This window comes from Massilia arenae (genome assembly GCF_008014745.1).
In the GTDB taxonomy this organism is placed as follows: domain Bacteria; phylum Pseudomonadota; class Gammaproteobacteria; order Burkholderiales; family Burkholderiaceae_D; genus Telluria; species Telluria arenae.
This window is the reverse complement of the sequence record NZ_VPFD01000033.1, coordinates 16,647-33,642: the sequence shown is the minus strand read 5'-3', so window position 1 is coordinate 33,642 and position 16,996 is coordinate 16,647. Positions and strand designations below refer to the sequence as shown.

The window sequence follows — 16,996 nt, the reverse complement described above, 5'->3', positions numbered from 1 at the left end:
TCTCCTTATTGCGCAGATGCGCGCTCGTCCATATCATTTTTGCACTGGTCGGCCTTGCACGACCCTGTTCTGCAGCCTCACAGCGCCATCGCCCGGCGCCAGACTGCCGTTCAACACCTGCGAAGTCACGGCCCACAGTTCGGCCTCCATGCTCGGCTGACCGCGATTGAGCACCTGCGCATTGACGCGGATCGTCGATGCGCAGCGCTTGCGCCATTCGGCCATCTGCTTGGCCACCGGGTCGCGCACCGCGATCAGATGGTGCGACAGGGTGAAGAAGCCGGTCAGCCGGTTGGTGTACAGGTCGGCGAATTCCTGCGACCCCACCCAGGCCATGAATTTGTAGGCGTCTTCCTTGTTCTTCGAATTTCGGTTCACGCCCAGCCCCAGGTCCATATGGTCCGAGATGTGGCAGGCGGCGCGCTCGCTGGGCAACGGTGGCGGGAACACGCCCAGTGCCAGGCCGGGCGTGCGGCTGAAGTGTGCGATGTCCCACGAGCCGGCCGGGTAGATGGCCGCCCCACCCGATGCGAACCTGGCCTGGCTCGCCGCATAGGTCTGTTTTGCCGCTCCCGCCGGCAGGTAGCGGCCCAGGCGCGCGGTGAAATCGAGCGCGTCGACGAAGGGCTGGTCGGTGAGCTTCGCGCGCCCGGCGATCAGGGCCTTGCGCCCCTCCTCGCCGCGCCAGAAATTCGGGCCGATATTCGTGTAGACGATCTGGCTCGACTCCCACTGCTCGGCCGTGCCCAGCGCCAGCGGCATCACCCCCGCCTTTTTCAGGACGTCGAGCACGCGGAAGAAGTCGTCCACCGTGCGCGGCGGCTGCAGGTCGTGGCGCCGGAAGATATCCTTGTTATAGAAAAAGCCATGGATGACGGAGGCCACCGGCATGCAGAAGGTGTCCTTGCCGTCGTCGGTCTGCCAGGCCACCAGGCTCGATTGGTCGAAATTCTGCAGGCCCGGCTTGCCGTCCAGGCGCTCGAGGTGGCCGCCCTGGTACAGTGCCAGCGACACGTCGAACGGCCGGCATGCGATCAGGTCGCCCGCCGTGCCCCTGGCCAGGCGCGCGCCCAGCGCGGCGTCGTAGCCGGTCGGCGCAGTCGGCGCAAATTTCACCGTGACGTCGGGATGGTGGCGCGCGAAGGCCGGTAGCAGGACGTTTTCCCACAAGGCCTTGTCGTCCACGCGCCAGCTTTCGATCACGAGCGTGCCGGCGCTGGCCGGCAGCAGCAGCGCCGCCAGCAGCACGCCGGGCAGGCCCTTCAGTATCCCTCTCACCCGTGCTGCCCCGCCGCGCCGCGCTTGGCCTTGGGCTCCGCGAACAGCCGCTCGATCTCTTCCAGCGACTTGCCGCGGGTTTCGGGCAGGAAGAAGGTGGCGGTGATGAAGTAGATGGCGGTGCAGGCGCCCCAGAACAGGAACATCATGTGGTAACCGAAGTGGCCGACGATCGGCAGGAAAGCGCCGGCGATCAGCGTGCCCGTCCCCTGGTTGATCAGCAGCGCCACGCCCATGCCCACCGATCGGATCCGGGTCGGCATCAATTCGGACAGGGCCAGCCACACGCACACGCCGGGCCCGATCGAGAACGAGGCGATGAAGAAGGCGATGAACAGGGCCGCCAACTGGCCGCTGCGCTCATCGGGCGTGGGACCGACGGTGGCGCGCACGATCTCCAGGGGCACGCCGTCCGGCACGCCCTTCGGCGGCTGCACCGACACCCGCTGGGCCATGTACACGCGGCGGGCGGCGTCGAGCGTGGTTCGCGCCTCGGCCGGCAGGCCCGCGATCATCTGCTGGGCAGCGTCCAGCGCAGCCGGGTCGCCGCGGCCGCTCCAGGCGGCGCGAGCGCCGTCGAGCAAGGTGCGCTGGGCGGGGGGCAAGGTCGCCGCCAGCGCTGCCTCGCGCGCCAGCACGGCCTGGGCTTCGGCGGTCGGCGTATAGGCTTCGGCCACCTGCTGCGCATCGCCGTACTGGTACAGGATCGTCAGCTGCACCGGGCCGGCGGCATTGCCCAGCTTCGCGTCGACCAGGTTGAGGTCGAGCGCATTATTACGTACCAGCGCCGCCACCTCGGCGTGCAGGTCGACCCGCTCCGACTCGAAGCGGTGGAACAGCAGCGCCAGCAGGCATAGCGAGACCATGATGCCGGCGGTGCCGATCTTGAGGAGGAATACGCGCCCCTTGCGCTCGACCAGCACGATGGCGCCGACCGTCATCACCATGTTCAGGATCTTGATCGCCGTGCCGTGGCTGGCGGCGCTCACCGGATCGAGGCCGGCGTGCTGCAGGATGGTCGACATGAACTGCAGCAGCGAGTTGATGCCGGTCGCCTGGTTGCAGCCCAGGATCACGCAGGCCAGCACGAACGGCAGCACATAGCGCCGCTCGGTCAGCATTTCGGTCAGGGCGGCGCCGCGCGACAGCCTGGGGCGCGCGCGCTCTTCGGCCAGCGAGGCCTGGATCTCGTCGACTTCGACAGCACAGGCGCTGGCCGGGCGCAGGCGCCCCAGCACGGCGCGCGCCTGTTCGGTGCGGCCCTTGCGCATCAGCCAGCGCGGCGACTCGGACACGAACAGGCAGCCAAGCAGGAACAGCGCGCCTGGATACACGACCGCCATGAACATGCTCCGCCAGGCGTGGTCGGCGGCCGCGGTCGCGGCGACGGCGTCGCTGCCGGCGGCCTGGATTGCCAGTTCGGCATTGCCCAGGTAGTGGTTGCCGATGAAGGCGGCCAGCACGATGCCGGCCGTGAGGGCAAACTGGAACAAGGCAAGTCCGCGGCCGCGCCGGTCGGCAGGCAGGCATTCGGCCAGGTACAGCGGCACCACGACCGCAATCACGCCGCCGGATAAACCTTGCAGCAGGCGTCCCAGCAGCAGCGGCACGAAGGATTGCGACAGGTAGATCACCGTGACGCTGCCGACGAACAGCAATGCGCTCACCACCAGCATCGGCTTGCGGCCCAGCCAGTCGGCCAGCATGCCGGCCACCACCGAGCCGAAGATCGAGCCGGCCATCACGGCCGCCACCACCAGCGACAGCTGGCCCTCGGTCAGGCTTGTCGCCCGGTGCAGGTAGGGCAAGGCGGGATCGATGATCCCGATATCGATCCCGTACAGCAGCCCGCCAAGGCCGCAGATCGCCGTCAGGAAGAACAGGTGCATGCGTTGCTTGTTTTCGTTGGCCATTCCTTGCCTTCGCCTTGATCTATGCTTCGTGTTCCAGGACCGCAGCCGCGCGGTCTCCGGCGCGCGGCTGCGTCCTGCCGTCTACTACTGGAGATTACCAGCTCGTACCGACCCGCAGTCCAAACATGCGTGGATCGTTGTAGGACGCCAGCGTGAAGCGCTCGTCCGGGCCGCCGATGCCGGCCCAGGTCTTGGCCCGCTTGTCGAAGGCGTTGCGCACGTACAGCTCCGCATACCAGGGGTAGCGGTCGCCGTCCGGTCCGTTCAGGCGCAGCGAGCCATCCACCTGGGCATAGGCGCCCTGCACGCTCGAGAGGTGGGCTTCGTCCAGGTTACGCAGGTTGAAGAACATCTTGTCCTGCCAGCGCGCCTGGACCCACGGCGTCAGCATCCAGCCATTACTGAAGTGGAAGTCCTGCGAGAAGGAGAGGTTCATCGTGCGCGGCGGCGAATACGGCAGGCGGTTACCGACCACATTGTATGGACGCAGCTGGGACAGGGAGGTGTCCGGACCCGAGTAATAATCCGGGCACGGCGCGATGCCCTGGGCCAGGCGCGAGCCGCAACCCAGGTCATCGCTGAAGGTGTGGTAGTCGGCCACCTTGGCCGAAAGGAGCGAGGCCGAATAGGTGAGCCGCGCGTCACGCCATGGGCGGTACTGGCCTTCGAGTTCGAGCCCCTTGATGTTGGCGCGGCCGATATTGCGGGTCGACCACCAGCTGATCACCGCATTGCAGCCCGGATCGTCGGCGGCGCAAGGACGCTTGTTCTGGCCCACCGTGTGCTGGCCCGTCATCTGCATGTCCTTGTAGCGGCTGTAGAACAGGGTGGCCGACAGGGTCAGGCGGTCGTCCAGCATCTTGCCCTTGTAGCCGAATTCCAGGTTGGTGACGGTCTCGGGGCTGTACGGCAGGAAGGAATACTGCGGGCCGCTCGGGCCGGTGGCGCAGTCATACGGCACGCCGTTCGGGTCCAGCATACTCCCGCACAAGTTGAAGCGGTCGTTGAAGCCGCCGGCCTTGTAGCCGGTCGACAGCGAGGTGTAGAACATATTGCGCGCATCGACCTGCCAGGTCAGGCCCAGGCGGCCGGTGGTCTTGCGCCAGGCGTCCTTGTGGTTGCTGATCGAGGCCGCGGCCGGGAAGGCGCCGCTGCCGTAATAGGCGCCCATGCCCGGCAACAGCATGCTTGAATCGATGCCCTGCCAGCCCGGGGTTCCCGGCGCTCCGGGCGTGTACAGGCCATTGAAATAGTCGGTGCCATAGGCTTCCCAGAACTGGCCGTTGGCGTCCTCGCGTTCGTCGCGGCTGGTGCGCACGCCGGCGGTGAAGGTCCATGTTGGGATGAATTCCCAGTCGGCCTGGGCGAAGACGGCCTTCGATTCCGAGATGCGGTGCGGCTGATGGTAGAAGTTCGCGGTCGGGTAGCCATTGGGGCCACCGCCACGGAAGTCCTGGCCGTAGTCGAGGGTGTTCTTCTCCTTCATGTAGAACAGGCCGGCCACGTAGCGCAGCTTGCCGAAGTTCTGGCGCAGCTGCAGCTCGTGCACGTCGGACGCGAATTTCGAGTTCAGCGTGTACGTTCCGTTGTCATACACTGGCCAGCGGTCGCCGATGCTGGAGGCGGTGGCGTCCACGTCGGCTTCGATCGGATGGTAGCCGCCATCGCTGTCCTGCTGCTGGAAGCGGCGCTGGATCGCATGCGCATAGCTGTACTCGACGTCCGTTTGTGCATTGACGTTCCACACCAGGTTCGAGCGCGCGGTGCGGATCGACATATCGGTGATGCCCGGGATGTTGATCGCCACGCTGTATTTTCCACCGGTACAGGCATATGGCGTGCCGGCTGCCTGGTCGCAATCCTTCATGGCGATGTCGCCGGCGTCGTTGTTCTGGTAGTTCTCGAACGCCACCAGCCATTGCAGGTTGCCCGTCACCTTCCACAGGCCCGAGATACGGGCCGCCCACTGGTCGCGATTGGTGTAGTAGTCGCCTTTGCCCACGTCGCGGTTCAGGCGCTGGTCGGTATCGGGGATGCCGTCGGCGTAGAAGCCTTTCGAGGGCATGTTGACGTCGTAGTCGTCGCGCCGCTGGTCGATCCACCCGTCGCGCTTGACGCCGCTGGCGGTGAGGCGCAGCGCGAAGCGGTCGTTGACCGGCAGGTTCTGCACGACCGAAAGCTGGCGCTGGTTGTAGTTGCCGACGTCCAGCATCACATTGCCTTCGCTGCTGCCGATGACCGGCTTGTTCGGGATGATGTTGATGCTGCCGCCCGTCGAGTTGCGGCCGAATAGCGTGCCTTGCGGGCCGCGCAGCACTTCCAGGCGATCGAGGTCGAACAGCAGCGCCAGTGCGCCTTGCGGACGCGGCGAATAGATGCCTGCCACGTGCAGGCCGACGGCCGGATTGCCGATCTCGGTGAAGTCCGAATTCGACACGCCGCGAATCGCGATCTGTACGCCCGAGCTGCCGTCGACCGCGCCGCCCAGCTGCAGGTTCGGGATGTCCCCGGTCAGCGCCTTGATGTTGACCACGCCCTTGCGGGTCAGCTCTTCCTGGGTCACGGCGGAGACGGCGACCGGGGTCTTCAGGAGCGAGGTGCTATAGCGGGTGGCGGTGACCATCACTTCCTGGATGGCGTCGGGGGCCGGCGGCGGGACTTGCGCCGCCGCCTCCTGGGCCGAAGCGGAGGTGGAAGCGGAACCCGCCAGCAGCGCCATGGCGCCTGCGACGGCCGAACTGATCAAGGTCTTCCTGCGGTTCGATTCAAGCATGCTCTTTTCCTTATGGTAGCGCGACGGTGATGCCGTCATCTCGAGTGATCCCACCTGCCTGTGTGCTGCTGTCGTTTCCACTTTCTTCGTTGCATGTTTTGACAGTAGCACCGTTGACAGGACAGGCCAAACGAGGCCGCCGAACGGGCCGGAATAATCATAAGCATCTGATTTCTATACGTTTTCCCCTTAGGCGATCATCCGGCGCTTACACTTCTTTACGTTGCGCGGGATTTTTCGCCGCGAAATCCCTGATGCATGGGATTTCACGCGAGACAAGTATTCAAAACCTTACAATTCATTACAGAGCGCTGTGCCGAAATTGCAACAAGGTGCTCAGAGCTTGACGTAGATGCCGCGCCGGTCCATCGCATACGCCACGATCCAGCAGGCCAGCATGTACCCCAGTGCGAACAGGAAGGACGCCAGGACCGGCTCGGTCCAGGGCAGGATCGCCTCCTGGTACAGCCACTGATATAGCGACATGCCGCCCACCCGCAGGCGGACCAGCGCCACCACGCCCAGCGTCGACAGCATGTAGATGAACAGCGTGTTCTTGCCAAAGACGTCGAAGAAGTACGTCCCGGCGCGCAGCCCTCGCATATCGATCGCCCACACCAGCACGGCCAGCAGCGACAGGCTCCAGCCAACGCTGACCACGACGTAGGAGCTGGTCCACAGCTTCTTGTTGATCGGGAGGACGGCGTCCCAGCCGTGGGCGACCAGGACGCAGGCGGCGCCGGCCGCGAGCAGGGTCGCCACCGTGCGCAGGCTGCGGCCATTGCGCCCGATCCAGGCGACGGCGAGGTAGCCGCCAAGGACATTGACGACGGCCGGCAAGGTGCTCAGGATGCCTTCCGGGTCGAAGGGCATGCCGTCGCCCGTGTACATGTGCGAGGCGCCCAGCACGGCCAGGTCGAGCGTGCGCACGGCGTTGCCGGCCAGGGAGTAGTCGCCGAACTGCCGCAGCACCCACCAGTAGCCGAGCAGCAGGACCGCGCCGGCGGCCAGGGCGCCGCGCACGCCGCCGTAGCGCACGACCAGGGCCGCGATCAGGTAGCACAGGCCGATGCGCTGCAGGACGCCCATGACGCGCACGTCATCGAAGGGGATGAAGGCGCCGTCGGGCGTGAAGAACGGGAACCAGTACAGCAGGAAGCCGCACAGGAAGATCAGGGCCCCGCGCCGGAACACCGTGCGCAGGAAGGGCGCATCGTCCATGGCCGCCAGCTTCTTCATGCTCAGGGAGAGCGCACAGCCCACCACGAACAGGAAGGATGGGAACACGAGGTCGGTCAGCGTGTAGCCGTGCCAAGGCGCGTGCATCAGCGGCGCGTACTGCGCGCCCCAGCTGCCTGGCGTGTTCACGACGATCATCAGGGCCAGGGTCAGGCCGCGCAGGACGTCGATCGGTAGATTGCGGGAAGGGTTAGAAGGTGGCATCTCGGGGTTTCCGTGTGACGTGACGGATTCGACCGTAACACGCGGAAACAGCGAGCGGCAATGGCTTGCGCCGAGCGGCCCTGGATTTCGCAAGCCGTTGATTTAAAAGGAATCGTGAACAAGGACGAGGCTGCGGGGCTTACACTTCTTTACACAGGGCTGCGCTCGCTCCCCTCTTCTTCGCGCTCGCCAAAGTCGGCCAGCAAGCCATCTCGCAGCGCCACGAATTCGGCGTCACGGCGCTGGCGCGGATGCGCCAGCGGCACGTCCTGGATGCGGCGCACCCGGCCCGGGCGCGCCTCGAGCACCACGACGCGGTCGGCGAGATATACCGCCTCCTCGATATCGTGGGTCACCATCAGCATCGTGATGCCCTCCTCCTGCCACAGGCGCCGCAGCTCCTTCTGCATGTGCAGGCGCGTAAGGGCGTCGAGCGCGCCGAGGGGTTCGTCGAGCAGCAGCACGTCGGGCCGTCCGACCAGGGCGCGGGCAATCGCGGCGCGCTGCGACATGCCGCCCGAGAGCTGGTGCGGATAGGCCCCGGAAAAGCCGTCCAGGCCCACGCGCACGATCTCGGCCGCCACCCGGCTGCGACGTTCGGCTGCGGGAACGTCGGTATTGGTGAATGCCATCGCCACGTTCTGCTCCACCGTCAGCCACGGGAACAGGCGGTGATCCTGGAAGATCAGCCCCCGTTCCAGCGTCGGCTCCTCGATCGGGACGTCGTCGTGCAGCAGCGCGCCTTGGTAGTCGGGATCGAGCCCGGCCAGCAGCCGCAGCAGGGTCGACTTGCCGCAGCCGGAACCGCCGACGATGGCGACGAATTCGCCCGGTTCGACCGTCAGCGAGATATCGTCCAGCACCAGCAGCGATTCGCCTTTCAGCGGGAACGATTTGCTGACATGTTCGATGCGCAGGCCGGCGCCGCGCCGCGGCGCTTGCGCCAGCGGACTGTGGGTTGCAAGTGGAGTCGCAAGCGTCATGGTCTTTCTCCTTGTTTCAATTGATAGAACAGCCAGGCCGCAAGCCACGGCAGGGTCCACAGCAGGAATACATTGCGCAGGCCGACCAGGTCGCCCAGCCGGCCGGCGGCCAGCGCGCCGAGCGTGCCGGCGGCCATGCCGAACAGGGTCAGGTGGGCCGATACCCGCGCCTTGTCTACCGGCGCATGTGCGATGCGGCTGGTGTTCACAAGGGCATTCACGCCCAGGCCGAGTCCGAGCAGGATCGATGCGATCAGGTAGCTCGGCGTCGTCGGATACAGCCCAAGCAGCAGCAAGGCCGCCATGATGGCCAGGTGCGCAGCGCCATAGATGCGGTCGCGGTGGCGGCTGCCCAGCACCGCATTGCCCATGCCAAGCAGCACCGCGACGAAGCTGACGCCCTGCACCGCCATCAGCCACACCGCGTGGTCCTGCGGCCAGTGCAGCACCTGGATCGCGAGCAGGATCGAGAACACGCCCACGCTGGAAGCGGTAAAGCTGGCCAGCACCTCGAACAGATAGGTGGTGCGCACGACGGGCAGGCGCAGGAGCTCGCGCCAGTGCGACGCCTCGGCTCCCTTGCCCTGGGCGCGATGACCGGTATGGTCCGGCAGCACCTGCCAGCCGAGCAGCGCCAGGATGGCGAACATCGCCGCCGACACATAGAAGCCGCCCGTCAGCCCCAGGTGGGCGATGACGTAATTGCCCGTCAGCGGCCCGGCGAACTGGATGCCGAGCATGAGGGTCCCCTTGTACCAGCCGGCCTTGCCCTGCCCCAGCTCGGGCAGGCGCACCAGGAACACGGTGCTCATCGCCACGATGCGCAGCGCGATGCACAGGCCGACCAGGAACATCAGCACGGCCACCCACTGCCAGCCGGGCAGCCAGGGCAGGATGCAGAACAGGCCGGACAAGGTCAGGCTGATGGCGGCGTACAGGAATTTTGGATTGCCGCGCGCGAGGATGCGCCCGGCCGGCAAGGTGCCGATCGCCATGGCCGCCGTCTCGGCGCTGCTGATCAGGGCCAGCTGGAAGTTGGTGACGCCCAGGTGCAGGCCGAACATTGTGGCCAGCACCTTGTTCATCCCGATCGTCATCCCCGACAGCATCGTCAGGCCGATGAAGCCGACCAGGAAACGCCGCAGCTCCTGCGGCGCGAACAGCGGCGCGCTGGCGGGATTGGCTCCGCTCATCAGGCTGACCTTCCGCGAACCAGCAGGCGCGCTGCCCGCGTGAACAGCAGGTTCAGCACCAGCGCCAGCAGCGAGATCACCAGCACCGACAGCACCACCACGTCCATGCGGCCGGTCTGCTCGCTGGCGAGCAGCAGCGAGCCGATGCCCGGCGCCGCGGCGAACAGCAGCTCGCCGCCCAGGCAGGCCAGCCAGGCGAACACCTGGGCGTGGGTCACGCCGGTGATGATGGCCGGCAGCGCGGCCGGCAGCAGCACGCGCCGGAAGGTCTGGGCGCGCGTGAGCGTCAGCATGGCGCCGACCTCGCGGTAGCGCACGTCCACCTGGCGCATGCCCTCGAAGGTATTGAGCACTGTCGGATAGAAGGCCGCGATCCCGATGATCAGCAGCTTGGCGAATTCGCCGCTGCCGGCCCACAGGGCGATCAGCGGCACAAGGCCCAGCAGCGGCACCTGGCGGATGGTGTGGTACAGCGGCCCGACCAGGCGCTCGGCGACGCGCGACTGCGCCATCAGGGCGCCGGTCGCGATGCCGAGCAGCGCGCCGCACACCAGCCCCGTCAGGGCGCGCTCCAGGCTGGCCGCCACGTGCAGCGCCAGCGTGCCGTCGGCCAGCAGCTCCTGTAAGCCCGTCCACAGCTGTTCGAGCGGCACGAACACATAGGCGGCGCTGGCGCCGCGGCCGGACGCCCACTGCCAGGCCAGCAGCAGGATGGCCGGCAGCACCAGGGGCCGCAGCGCGGCGCCGGCGGCTTGCCATATCGGTTTCATCGTCACTTTCCCTTCAACGGCGCTGCCAGCGCATCAGCCAGGCCTCGAGCAGGCGGAAGCCCCGGTCCAGCACCAGCCCGACCAGGCCGGTCAGCACGACGCCGACCATCACCACATCGAGCCGGAACATCTGGCGCGCCATCTCCATCATCTGCCCCAGGCCATTCTCGGCCGCCAGCAGCTCGGCGCCGACCAGCACCATCCACGAGCGGCCGAGCGCAATGCGCACCCCGGTCAGGGTGGCCGGCACGATCGCCGGCAGCACCACCCGGCGGATCACCTGCAGCCGCGAAAAACGCAGCATCGCCGCCACCTCGAGGTAGCGCACCGGCAGGCTCTTGACGGCGTCGTGCACCGCTAGCGCCACGATGAAGAAGCTGGCCTTGGCCACGATGACGACCTTGAAGGTCTCGCCGATGCCGAACACCAGGATGAACAGCGGGATCAGGGCCACCGACGGAATCTGGCGCAGCACCTGGAAGGTCGGCGCCGTGTACGCATCCAGGCGCGACGACAAGCCGACGGCCAGGCCGAAGGCGACGCCCAGCACGCTGCCGAAGCCGAAGCCCGACAGCAGCCGGGAGAGGCTGATCCCCACGTGCTCTCCCAGTTCTCCACTCTCGGCCAGCTCCCAGCCGCTCACCAGTACCTGCCACGGCGGGACCAGGATCTGCTCGGGCGCCAGCGCCAGCTCGGTGGCCGCCACCCACAGCGCCAGCACCAGCAGCGGCGAGGTCCAGGCCGACCAGCGCCAGTCGAGCCAGCGGTTGACCAGGGAGCGCGTGGTACGTGGCCGCACGGCCCTCGCCGGAGTCGGGGACTCCGGCCGCCCGGGTTGCGCCACCTTGCGCGCATGTTCGGCCGGGCCCAGGCCGCGCGCAGCGGCCGACAGCACACCTGGATTCATCGGCTCGCCCACAGGTTCTGCAGCTTGAGCTGGGCCAGCGCCTGCTCGACGAACTGCGGCGCATACAGATTGGTAGTGTCCAGCGGCCGTCCGATCAGGCGCGCCTGCTGGGCATAGGCGGCGCCGGCGGCGTAGTGCGCTCGCAGCTCGGGCGTGAACAGCGGCGCCCAGCGCGTGTTCCAGTCGGTATTGTCGCCTCCCCACTCGCGCTCGATCAGGCTGCGCGCATGACCGGCTGCGACCTCGTGGCGGATGTAGTTCTCGCGACCGTTTTCTCCGATCACGCTCTGATGCGCCTTGACGTAGGCGGTTGCCACCAGTTGCGCCAGCCGCGGATGCTTCTGCAGGAAGGCACTGTCGCCCCACAGCTCGGCGCGCATCTTCCAGTCCTGGGGCGCCTGCTTGCTCGACCAGATGATCTTGCCGACCTTCTTATCCTCCAACAGAAAAGCGTCGCTCAAGGTAAAGAAGGCGTCGGCGCTGCCGCTCGCCACCGCCGAGGCGCCGGCCTGCGGATTCAGGTTCAGGATGCGCACGTCCTTCTGCGTCATGCCGTTGGCGGCCAGCAGCCGCGAGAACGGGAATTCCCATGGCCGGCCGCGATGCAGCGCGATCTTCTTGCCCTTCAAATCCTTGATCGAGCGCGCGTTGGAGTCGGCCGGCACCACCAGGTAGGTGTTGTTCATGCTGCCGCCCGGGACCACCAGCTGGGTGCGCAGTCCCGAAGCGTTGGCGATGATCGACGGCAGGTCGCCGTACTGGGCGAAGTCGATCGACTTGTTGGCGAAGGCCTCATTGACCTGGACCGCCACCGAGTTGGTGGTAACCGGCACCCACTGCAGCTTGACCCCAAGCTTGCCCAGTTCGGCCGCCAGCCAACCCTGCTCCTGCACCAGCGCCGAGGAGCCGGCGAACAGGGTCTTGCCCGATGTCCCGGTGCGCGATACGGCGGCGATCCGCAAGGCCGGAGGCAAAGGTTCGGCGGCGCGGGCCTGGGTGGCGGACAACAGCACCGGCATCAGCGCGGCCGACAGTCCGACCAGGCGGCGCCGCTGCGAGAATGGTGGAACAGGCATGGTCGGCTCCTTACAGGTCGGTCGCGGGCAGCAGCGACAGCGAACGCGCCTGGTCGATCAGCTTGCTCATCTTCCATTGCTGCAGCAGGACGCCGGGACCGAAGTCGCGCGAGCCGCCCACCGCCTCGGCCGCGATCTGGATCTTGGCGCCTTCTTCCAGCAGCAGGATGAACTCGGCCGTCTTGAGCAGCCCTCCCTTGCCCCATACGGTGGAGCCGCCATTGGCTTCCAGGATCGCCGTCGCATACGGGTTCTTCGCGATCTCGTCGAGGATGAAGTCGACCTCCGGCTGGCGACGGTCGATATAGATCGGGATCTCGCGGATCAGCTGGAAGCGCTGCACCGGCACGTAACGGATCGGTAGGGTGCGGTGGGTCTGGGCCCAGGCGCCGAGCGCCGGCGAATGCACGTGCGAGATGGTGGTCACGTCCGGGTGGGTATTGAACAGCTTCAGGTAGCGCCCCGCCCCGCCGCCGCTCTTGTTGTCGCCGGCGTAGATGGTGCCGTCCAGTCCCGCGACGGTGGCCACCAGCGGCTCGCCCTTGCGGAACGGGCCCGGGTCGTTGACGATGACCACCAGGTCTTCGCCCGGCACCCGCTCGACGAAGCCGACGGTGCCGAAGGCCGTCAGGCTGCCGGTCTCACGCAAGGCGGAAAACGCCAGCTGGGCGTCCTTGCGGGTTTGTTCGACGAAGGCCAGGACCTTGTCGCTCAGGCGGGTGGTGGTGGTGTCGGGTTTCACTGCGTCGAGGATGTCGCTCATGGTCGTTCTCCGGTGTCTGTGGTTCGATATTCAAAGAGTTGCAAGACGTATGCCAGCTTTTGGGAGTGGCAACTGTTGGCTGCGCAGCAGCAGCGGCCTTCGGCACTGCTGCTGCGCCAGCAACGGTGTCTCGATCAGAAGTGATAGGTGTACGATCCGCCAACGCGCCGGCCCGGCGCCCAGTACACGACGTCGCCGTTGGTGGTGCCCGGCACGAAGGCCGTCAGCGAGTGGTTTTTATAGACCTTGTCGGTGATGTTGTCGGCGTAGACGCGGAACTCGTGCTGGCCGCCGGGCGCGGTATAGATGGCGCGTGCATTCGTGAGCGTGTAGCCGCTCTGGTTCAGCAGGTAGCGCGAGTCGAGCTGCGGATCGACGAAGTAGAACTGCTTGCCGGTGTAATGGCTATCGACGCCGAACACGACCCGCCCGCCATTGGCCAGCGGGACCTTGTAGTCGGCAGCCAGCAGCGCCGTCACATGCGGTGAGCGCACAAACTCGTTGCCATTGCGGCTGCCGCCGCCGTTCTGGATCTCGAAGCTGTCGAACTGGGTGCGCAGCAGGCCGACACTGGCCTGCAGGTGCAGCGCTTCCGTCGGACGGGCCTCGAGCTCGAATTCCGCGCCATACACGTGAGCGCGATCGACGTTCTGCAGGTAGTTGACGGTCTGGGTCGGGTCGCCGTTGTAGATGCCGGTGATGTTGACCTGCACCTTCTGGTAATCGTAGTAGAACAGGTTGGCGTTCAGGTTCAGGCGCCGGCCCAGCCATTCGGATTTCAGGCCGACCTCGTACGAGTCGAGTTCTTCCGGCTCCACCGTGTTCAGCGCGCGCACGTCGGCGGCGCTGGTGTTGTAGCCGCCCGACTTGATGCCGTGCGCGTACTTGAAATAGACGCGCTTGTTCTCGTCGATCTTGTACTGCGGGGTGAAGTCGTACGTCCAGGCGCGCCAGGTGGTGGAGGGGTTGGACGTGAAGTTGTTGCGGGCCACCGCCGGCGCGCCGAAATTGCCGCCGACAAGGGTGTTCCACCAGTTGTCGGCATTGCCGAAGTTGATCGTGTTCGAGGCCGCCTGGATGCGGCGCAGGTCGAGATCCTTGGTTTCGGTGGTCCAGCGCAGGCCGATGGTGGCCAGCAGGCGCTCGGTGAAGTCGACGGTGGCGCTGCCGAACGCGGCGAAGCTGCGCGTCTTGTGCTTGTAAAGTGTGTTGTTGAAGCCCACCGGCTGGGTGCTGGGCAGGAAGGCTGCCGCGATCGGCTCCGGCAGGCGCGCCACCGAAGAATCCGAATCGATCGTCTCCCTGAAATAATGCAGGCCGCCGACCCAGTTGATGCGGTCGCCCTTGGGCGAGGCCAGGCGCAGCTCCTGCGAGAACTGGCGGCTGCGCGCCTCCGTGCGGCCCCGGCTGATCTCGAGCGGCGAGTTGTCAGAATCGGTCAGGCTGTCCGATTCGAAGTCCTCATACCCCGTGATCGACGTCAGCGCATAGTCGCCGAACGCGTGCTCGAGCGTCAGGTTGGCGCCCTTCTGCTCGATATTCTGGATCGATGGCGCATTGCTGCTGACGTCCTCGGGGTCGCGCGACGGGACGTAGCCGTTGCGGTACACGCCATTGGGCGCGTAGCTGGCCACCGTGGTGGTGGCGCCGTCGACCCGGTAGTCGCGGTAGTGCAGCGACAGATTGGCGGTGAAGTCGCGGTTGATCTTGGCGCGCAGCTGGGCGCGCAGGGCGTTGTCCTTCAGCTCTCCATCCTTCGTGCCCTTGAAGACGTTGTTGAAGTTGCCCTCGTGCTGCTCCTCCGAATGGAAGGAAATGCGGCCGGTGAGCACGTCGTCCTTGATGCTGCCGCCGATCGCTCCCTGCAGCAGCACCGTGTCATGGCTGCTGTAATCGGCCTTGAAGTAGCCGTCGGTCTGGGCGCTCGGCTTGCGCGACACCACGTTGATGGCGCCGCCCGTGGTGTTCTTGCCCCACAAGGTGCCCTGCGGGCCGCGCAGCACTTCCACGCGCTCGAGGTCGAACAGCGGGAAGCCGGTCGCGCTCGAGTTGCTGATATAGACGTCGTCGCGGTAGAAGCCGACCGGGTTCGGGAAGTCGAGCTGCTGCTGGCCGGCGCCGACGCCGCGGATCCACCAGCGCGGACGGCTGTGCTGCTGGGTTCCGGCCGAGGCATTGGGCACGTAGTTCAGGATCTCGTTGGCCGAACGGCCCACGCCTTCGGATAGCAGCTCGTTCCCGCCCAATACCGTGATCGCGCTCGGCACATCCTGGGCGCGGCCCTCGCGTTTTTGCGCCGTCACGGTCACGGTCTGCAAGGTCACCGGCGCCAGCGCAGGTTCAGGGGCGGCATCCACCGGCGCTTCGGCAGCGTCGATGTCTTCGGGCGCGGCGTGCGCCATGCCGGCGAACGCGCAGCCGCCGAGCGTCACGGCGAAGGCGGCGCGCATGGCGCGCACCAGCAGGGTTGGATTGAGGTTGGTGGTGTGCCCCGGGGTGGCAGGAAAAGTCGAACTGCGCATATGCATCCTTTATTAGAAAAAGTCGTTGGACGCTGATCTATTCGCAAGCACCGTGCCCGCTGAAAATCGCCGGTTTGCGGCAGTTTTATGTTGATTAGCTAGCAGTTCGCGCGCGAGTGTTGGGATTGGTGCAGTGCAGCGCGAAACGGTGCCGCGCAAGGAGCAAAAGAAAAGGCCGGGTCGCCCCGGCCTTCTTGTCCGTCAAAAGAACGCGCTCTATCCAACCGCGCGCAGCAGTTGCTGGCCGGCGCGCCCACGCACCAGCGGCAACACTTCCTCGCCCACCCGATAGGCTTCTTCCAGGTGCGGCGTGCTGGCCAGGATGAAGGCGTCGGCGCCCAGCTGGACCAGATCGTCCAGCCGCTGCGCCACCTGCTCGTAACTGCCGACGATGCCCTGGGTCTGGCCACCGCGCAGCAGATTGAAGCCCGACCAGATATTCGGCTCGACGATCAGGTCCTTGTAGCTGTTGACCGTGGTCGGACGGTTGCCGCGCTGGCGCGCCGCGCCGACCGAATCGCTGCCGTCAACGCCGAGGAAGGCGTCCAGCGTGGCCTTGTCGGTATTGGCAAAGCCCTTCGCCACCTCGGCCCAGGCTTCTTCTTCGGTGGCGCGCGCCACGATGTCGACCCGCACCGCGCACTTGATCTTGCGTCCCAGCTTGTCGGTCTTCTCCTTGACCTTGGCGAACTTCTCGCGCAGCTGCTCGAAGGGCTCGAGCCAGGTCAGGTAGTAGTCGGCATGCTTCGAGGCCGAGGCCAGCGCCGCATCGGACGAGCCGGAGAAGTAAATCTCGGGGAAGTCCTGGCTGGACAGCGGATGCGCCAGGCCTGCGTCCTCGACCTGGTAGAACTTGCCCTGGTAAGAGAAGGACCCGCCGCGCCAGACGCCGCGCACGATGTCGAGGAATTCGGTGGTGCGGGTATAGCGGTCGTCGTGGCCGGCCGAATCGCCCCACCACAGCTGCGCCGGCCCGCCACCACCGGTGATCACGTTGTAGAGCGCCCGCCCGCCGGTGGCGCGCTGCAGGCTGGCGGTCATGCGCGCCGCCACCACCGGGTTCAGGAACCCCGGCTGGAACGGGATCATGAAGCGGAAGGTCGAGGTCTCGCGCGCCAGAAGGCTCGAGATCACCCACGGCTCGTCGGTCATCGGGAACGACGGTATCAGGCCGCCCTGGAAGCCGGAGATCTCGGCCGCATGGGCGATCTCGGCGATGTAGTCGATGTAGCTGAAACCGCCGCTGCCGCCGCCGACGCTGGGGTTGCGCAGGTTGTCGTTACCGGGGAACCAGTCGCCGCGGTGCGGCGCGCGGCTGCGGTGCGAGCTCGGTTCGCCGTGGGTTGGAATACGCCAGAAGATATCGATGGTCATG

12 protein-coding genes are annotated in these 16,996 nt (G+C 66.5%); all 12 read right to left on the bottom strand.

The window, feature by feature from the left end; genetic code table 11:
* Positions 1-33: 33 nt before the first annotated feature.
* The 12 genes from FVD38_RS23220 to FVD38_RS23165 all read right to left on the bottom strand — a co-directional run bounded on the left by FVD38_RS23220 (position 34) and on the right by FVD38_RS23165 (position 16,995).
* Positions 34-1,278: an ABC transporter substrate-binding protein gene (locus FVD38_RS23220; protein ID WP_147936979.1), complete on the bottom strand. Its 1,245-nt coding sequence runs from the start codon at positions 1,276-1,278 to the stop codon at positions 34-36.
* On the bottom strand, positions 1,275-3,191 hold the full coding sequence (locus FVD38_RS26705) for an MFS transporter (protein WP_147936978.1): 1,917 nt from the start codon (positions 3,189-3,191) through the stop codon (positions 1,275-1,277). Before FVD38_RS26705 ends, FVD38_RS23220 begins: the two co-directional genes overlap by 4 nt.
* 94 nt (positions 3,192-3,285) lie before the next feature.
* Positions 3,286-5,964, bottom strand: a complete 2,679-nt coding sequence (locus FVD38_RS23210) for a TonB-dependent receptor (RefSeq protein WP_229493931.1) — start codon at positions 5,962-5,964, stop codon at positions 3,286-3,288.
* 336 nt (positions 5,965-6,300) lie between these two features.
* Entirely contained in the window at positions 6,301-7,407 is a 1,107-nt protein-coding gene (locus tag FVD38_RS23205) for an acyltransferase family protein (protein WP_147936977.1), read from the bottom strand.
* A 149-nt stretch (positions 7,408-7,556) separates the two neighbouring features.
* A complete protein-coding gene (locus FVD38_RS23200; protein ID WP_147936976.1) occupies positions 7,557-8,390 on the bottom strand; it encodes an ABC transporter ATP-binding protein in 834 nt (277 codons plus the stop codon).
* Complete coding sequence (locus FVD38_RS23195) at positions 8,387-9,583, bottom strand: MFS transporter (protein WP_147936975.1); 1,197 nt, start codon at positions 9,581-9,583, stop codon at positions 8,387-8,389. The genes FVD38_RS23200 and FVD38_RS23195 overlap by 4 nt, the downstream gene beginning before the upstream one ends.
* A complete protein-coding gene (locus tag FVD38_RS23190) occupies positions 9,583-10,353 on the bottom strand; it encodes an ABC transporter permease (protein WP_147936974.1) in 771 nt (256 codons plus the stop codon). Before FVD38_RS23190 ends, FVD38_RS23195 begins: the two co-directional genes overlap by 1 nt.
* A gap of 13 nt (positions 10,354-10,366) precedes the next feature.
* Positions 10,367-11,260 (bottom strand): ABC transporter permease, encoded by an 894-nt coding sequence (locus FVD38_RS23185; RefSeq protein WP_147936973.1) that lies wholly within the window; start codon positions 11,258-11,260, stop codon positions 10,367-10,369.
* Positions 11,257-12,336, bottom strand: a complete 1,080-nt coding sequence (locus FVD38_RS23180; protein WP_147936972.1) for an ABC transporter substrate-binding protein — start codon at positions 12,334-12,336, stop codon at positions 11,257-11,259. The genes FVD38_RS23185 and FVD38_RS23180 overlap by 4 nt, the downstream gene beginning before the upstream one ends.
* A gap of 10 nt (positions 12,337-12,346) precedes the next feature.
* Positions 12,347-13,099 carry a class II aldolase/adducin family protein gene (locus tag FVD38_RS23175; RefSeq protein WP_222706962.1) on the bottom strand — a complete coding sequence of 251 codons (753 nt, stop codon included), beginning with the start codon at positions 13,097-13,099 and terminating at the stop codon, positions 12,347-12,349.
* Positions 13,100-13,233: 134 nt separating this feature from the next.
* Entirely contained in the window at positions 13,234-15,621 is a 2,388-nt protein-coding gene (locus FVD38_RS23170; RefSeq protein WP_147936971.1) for a TonB-dependent receptor, read from the bottom strand.
* 216 nt (positions 15,622-15,837) lie between these two features.
* A complete protein-coding gene (locus FVD38_RS23165; RefSeq protein ID WP_147936970.1) occupies positions 15,838-16,995 on the bottom strand; it encodes an LLM class flavin-dependent oxidoreductase in 1,158 nt (385 codons plus the stop codon).
* Position 16,996 lies beyond the last annotated feature (1 nt).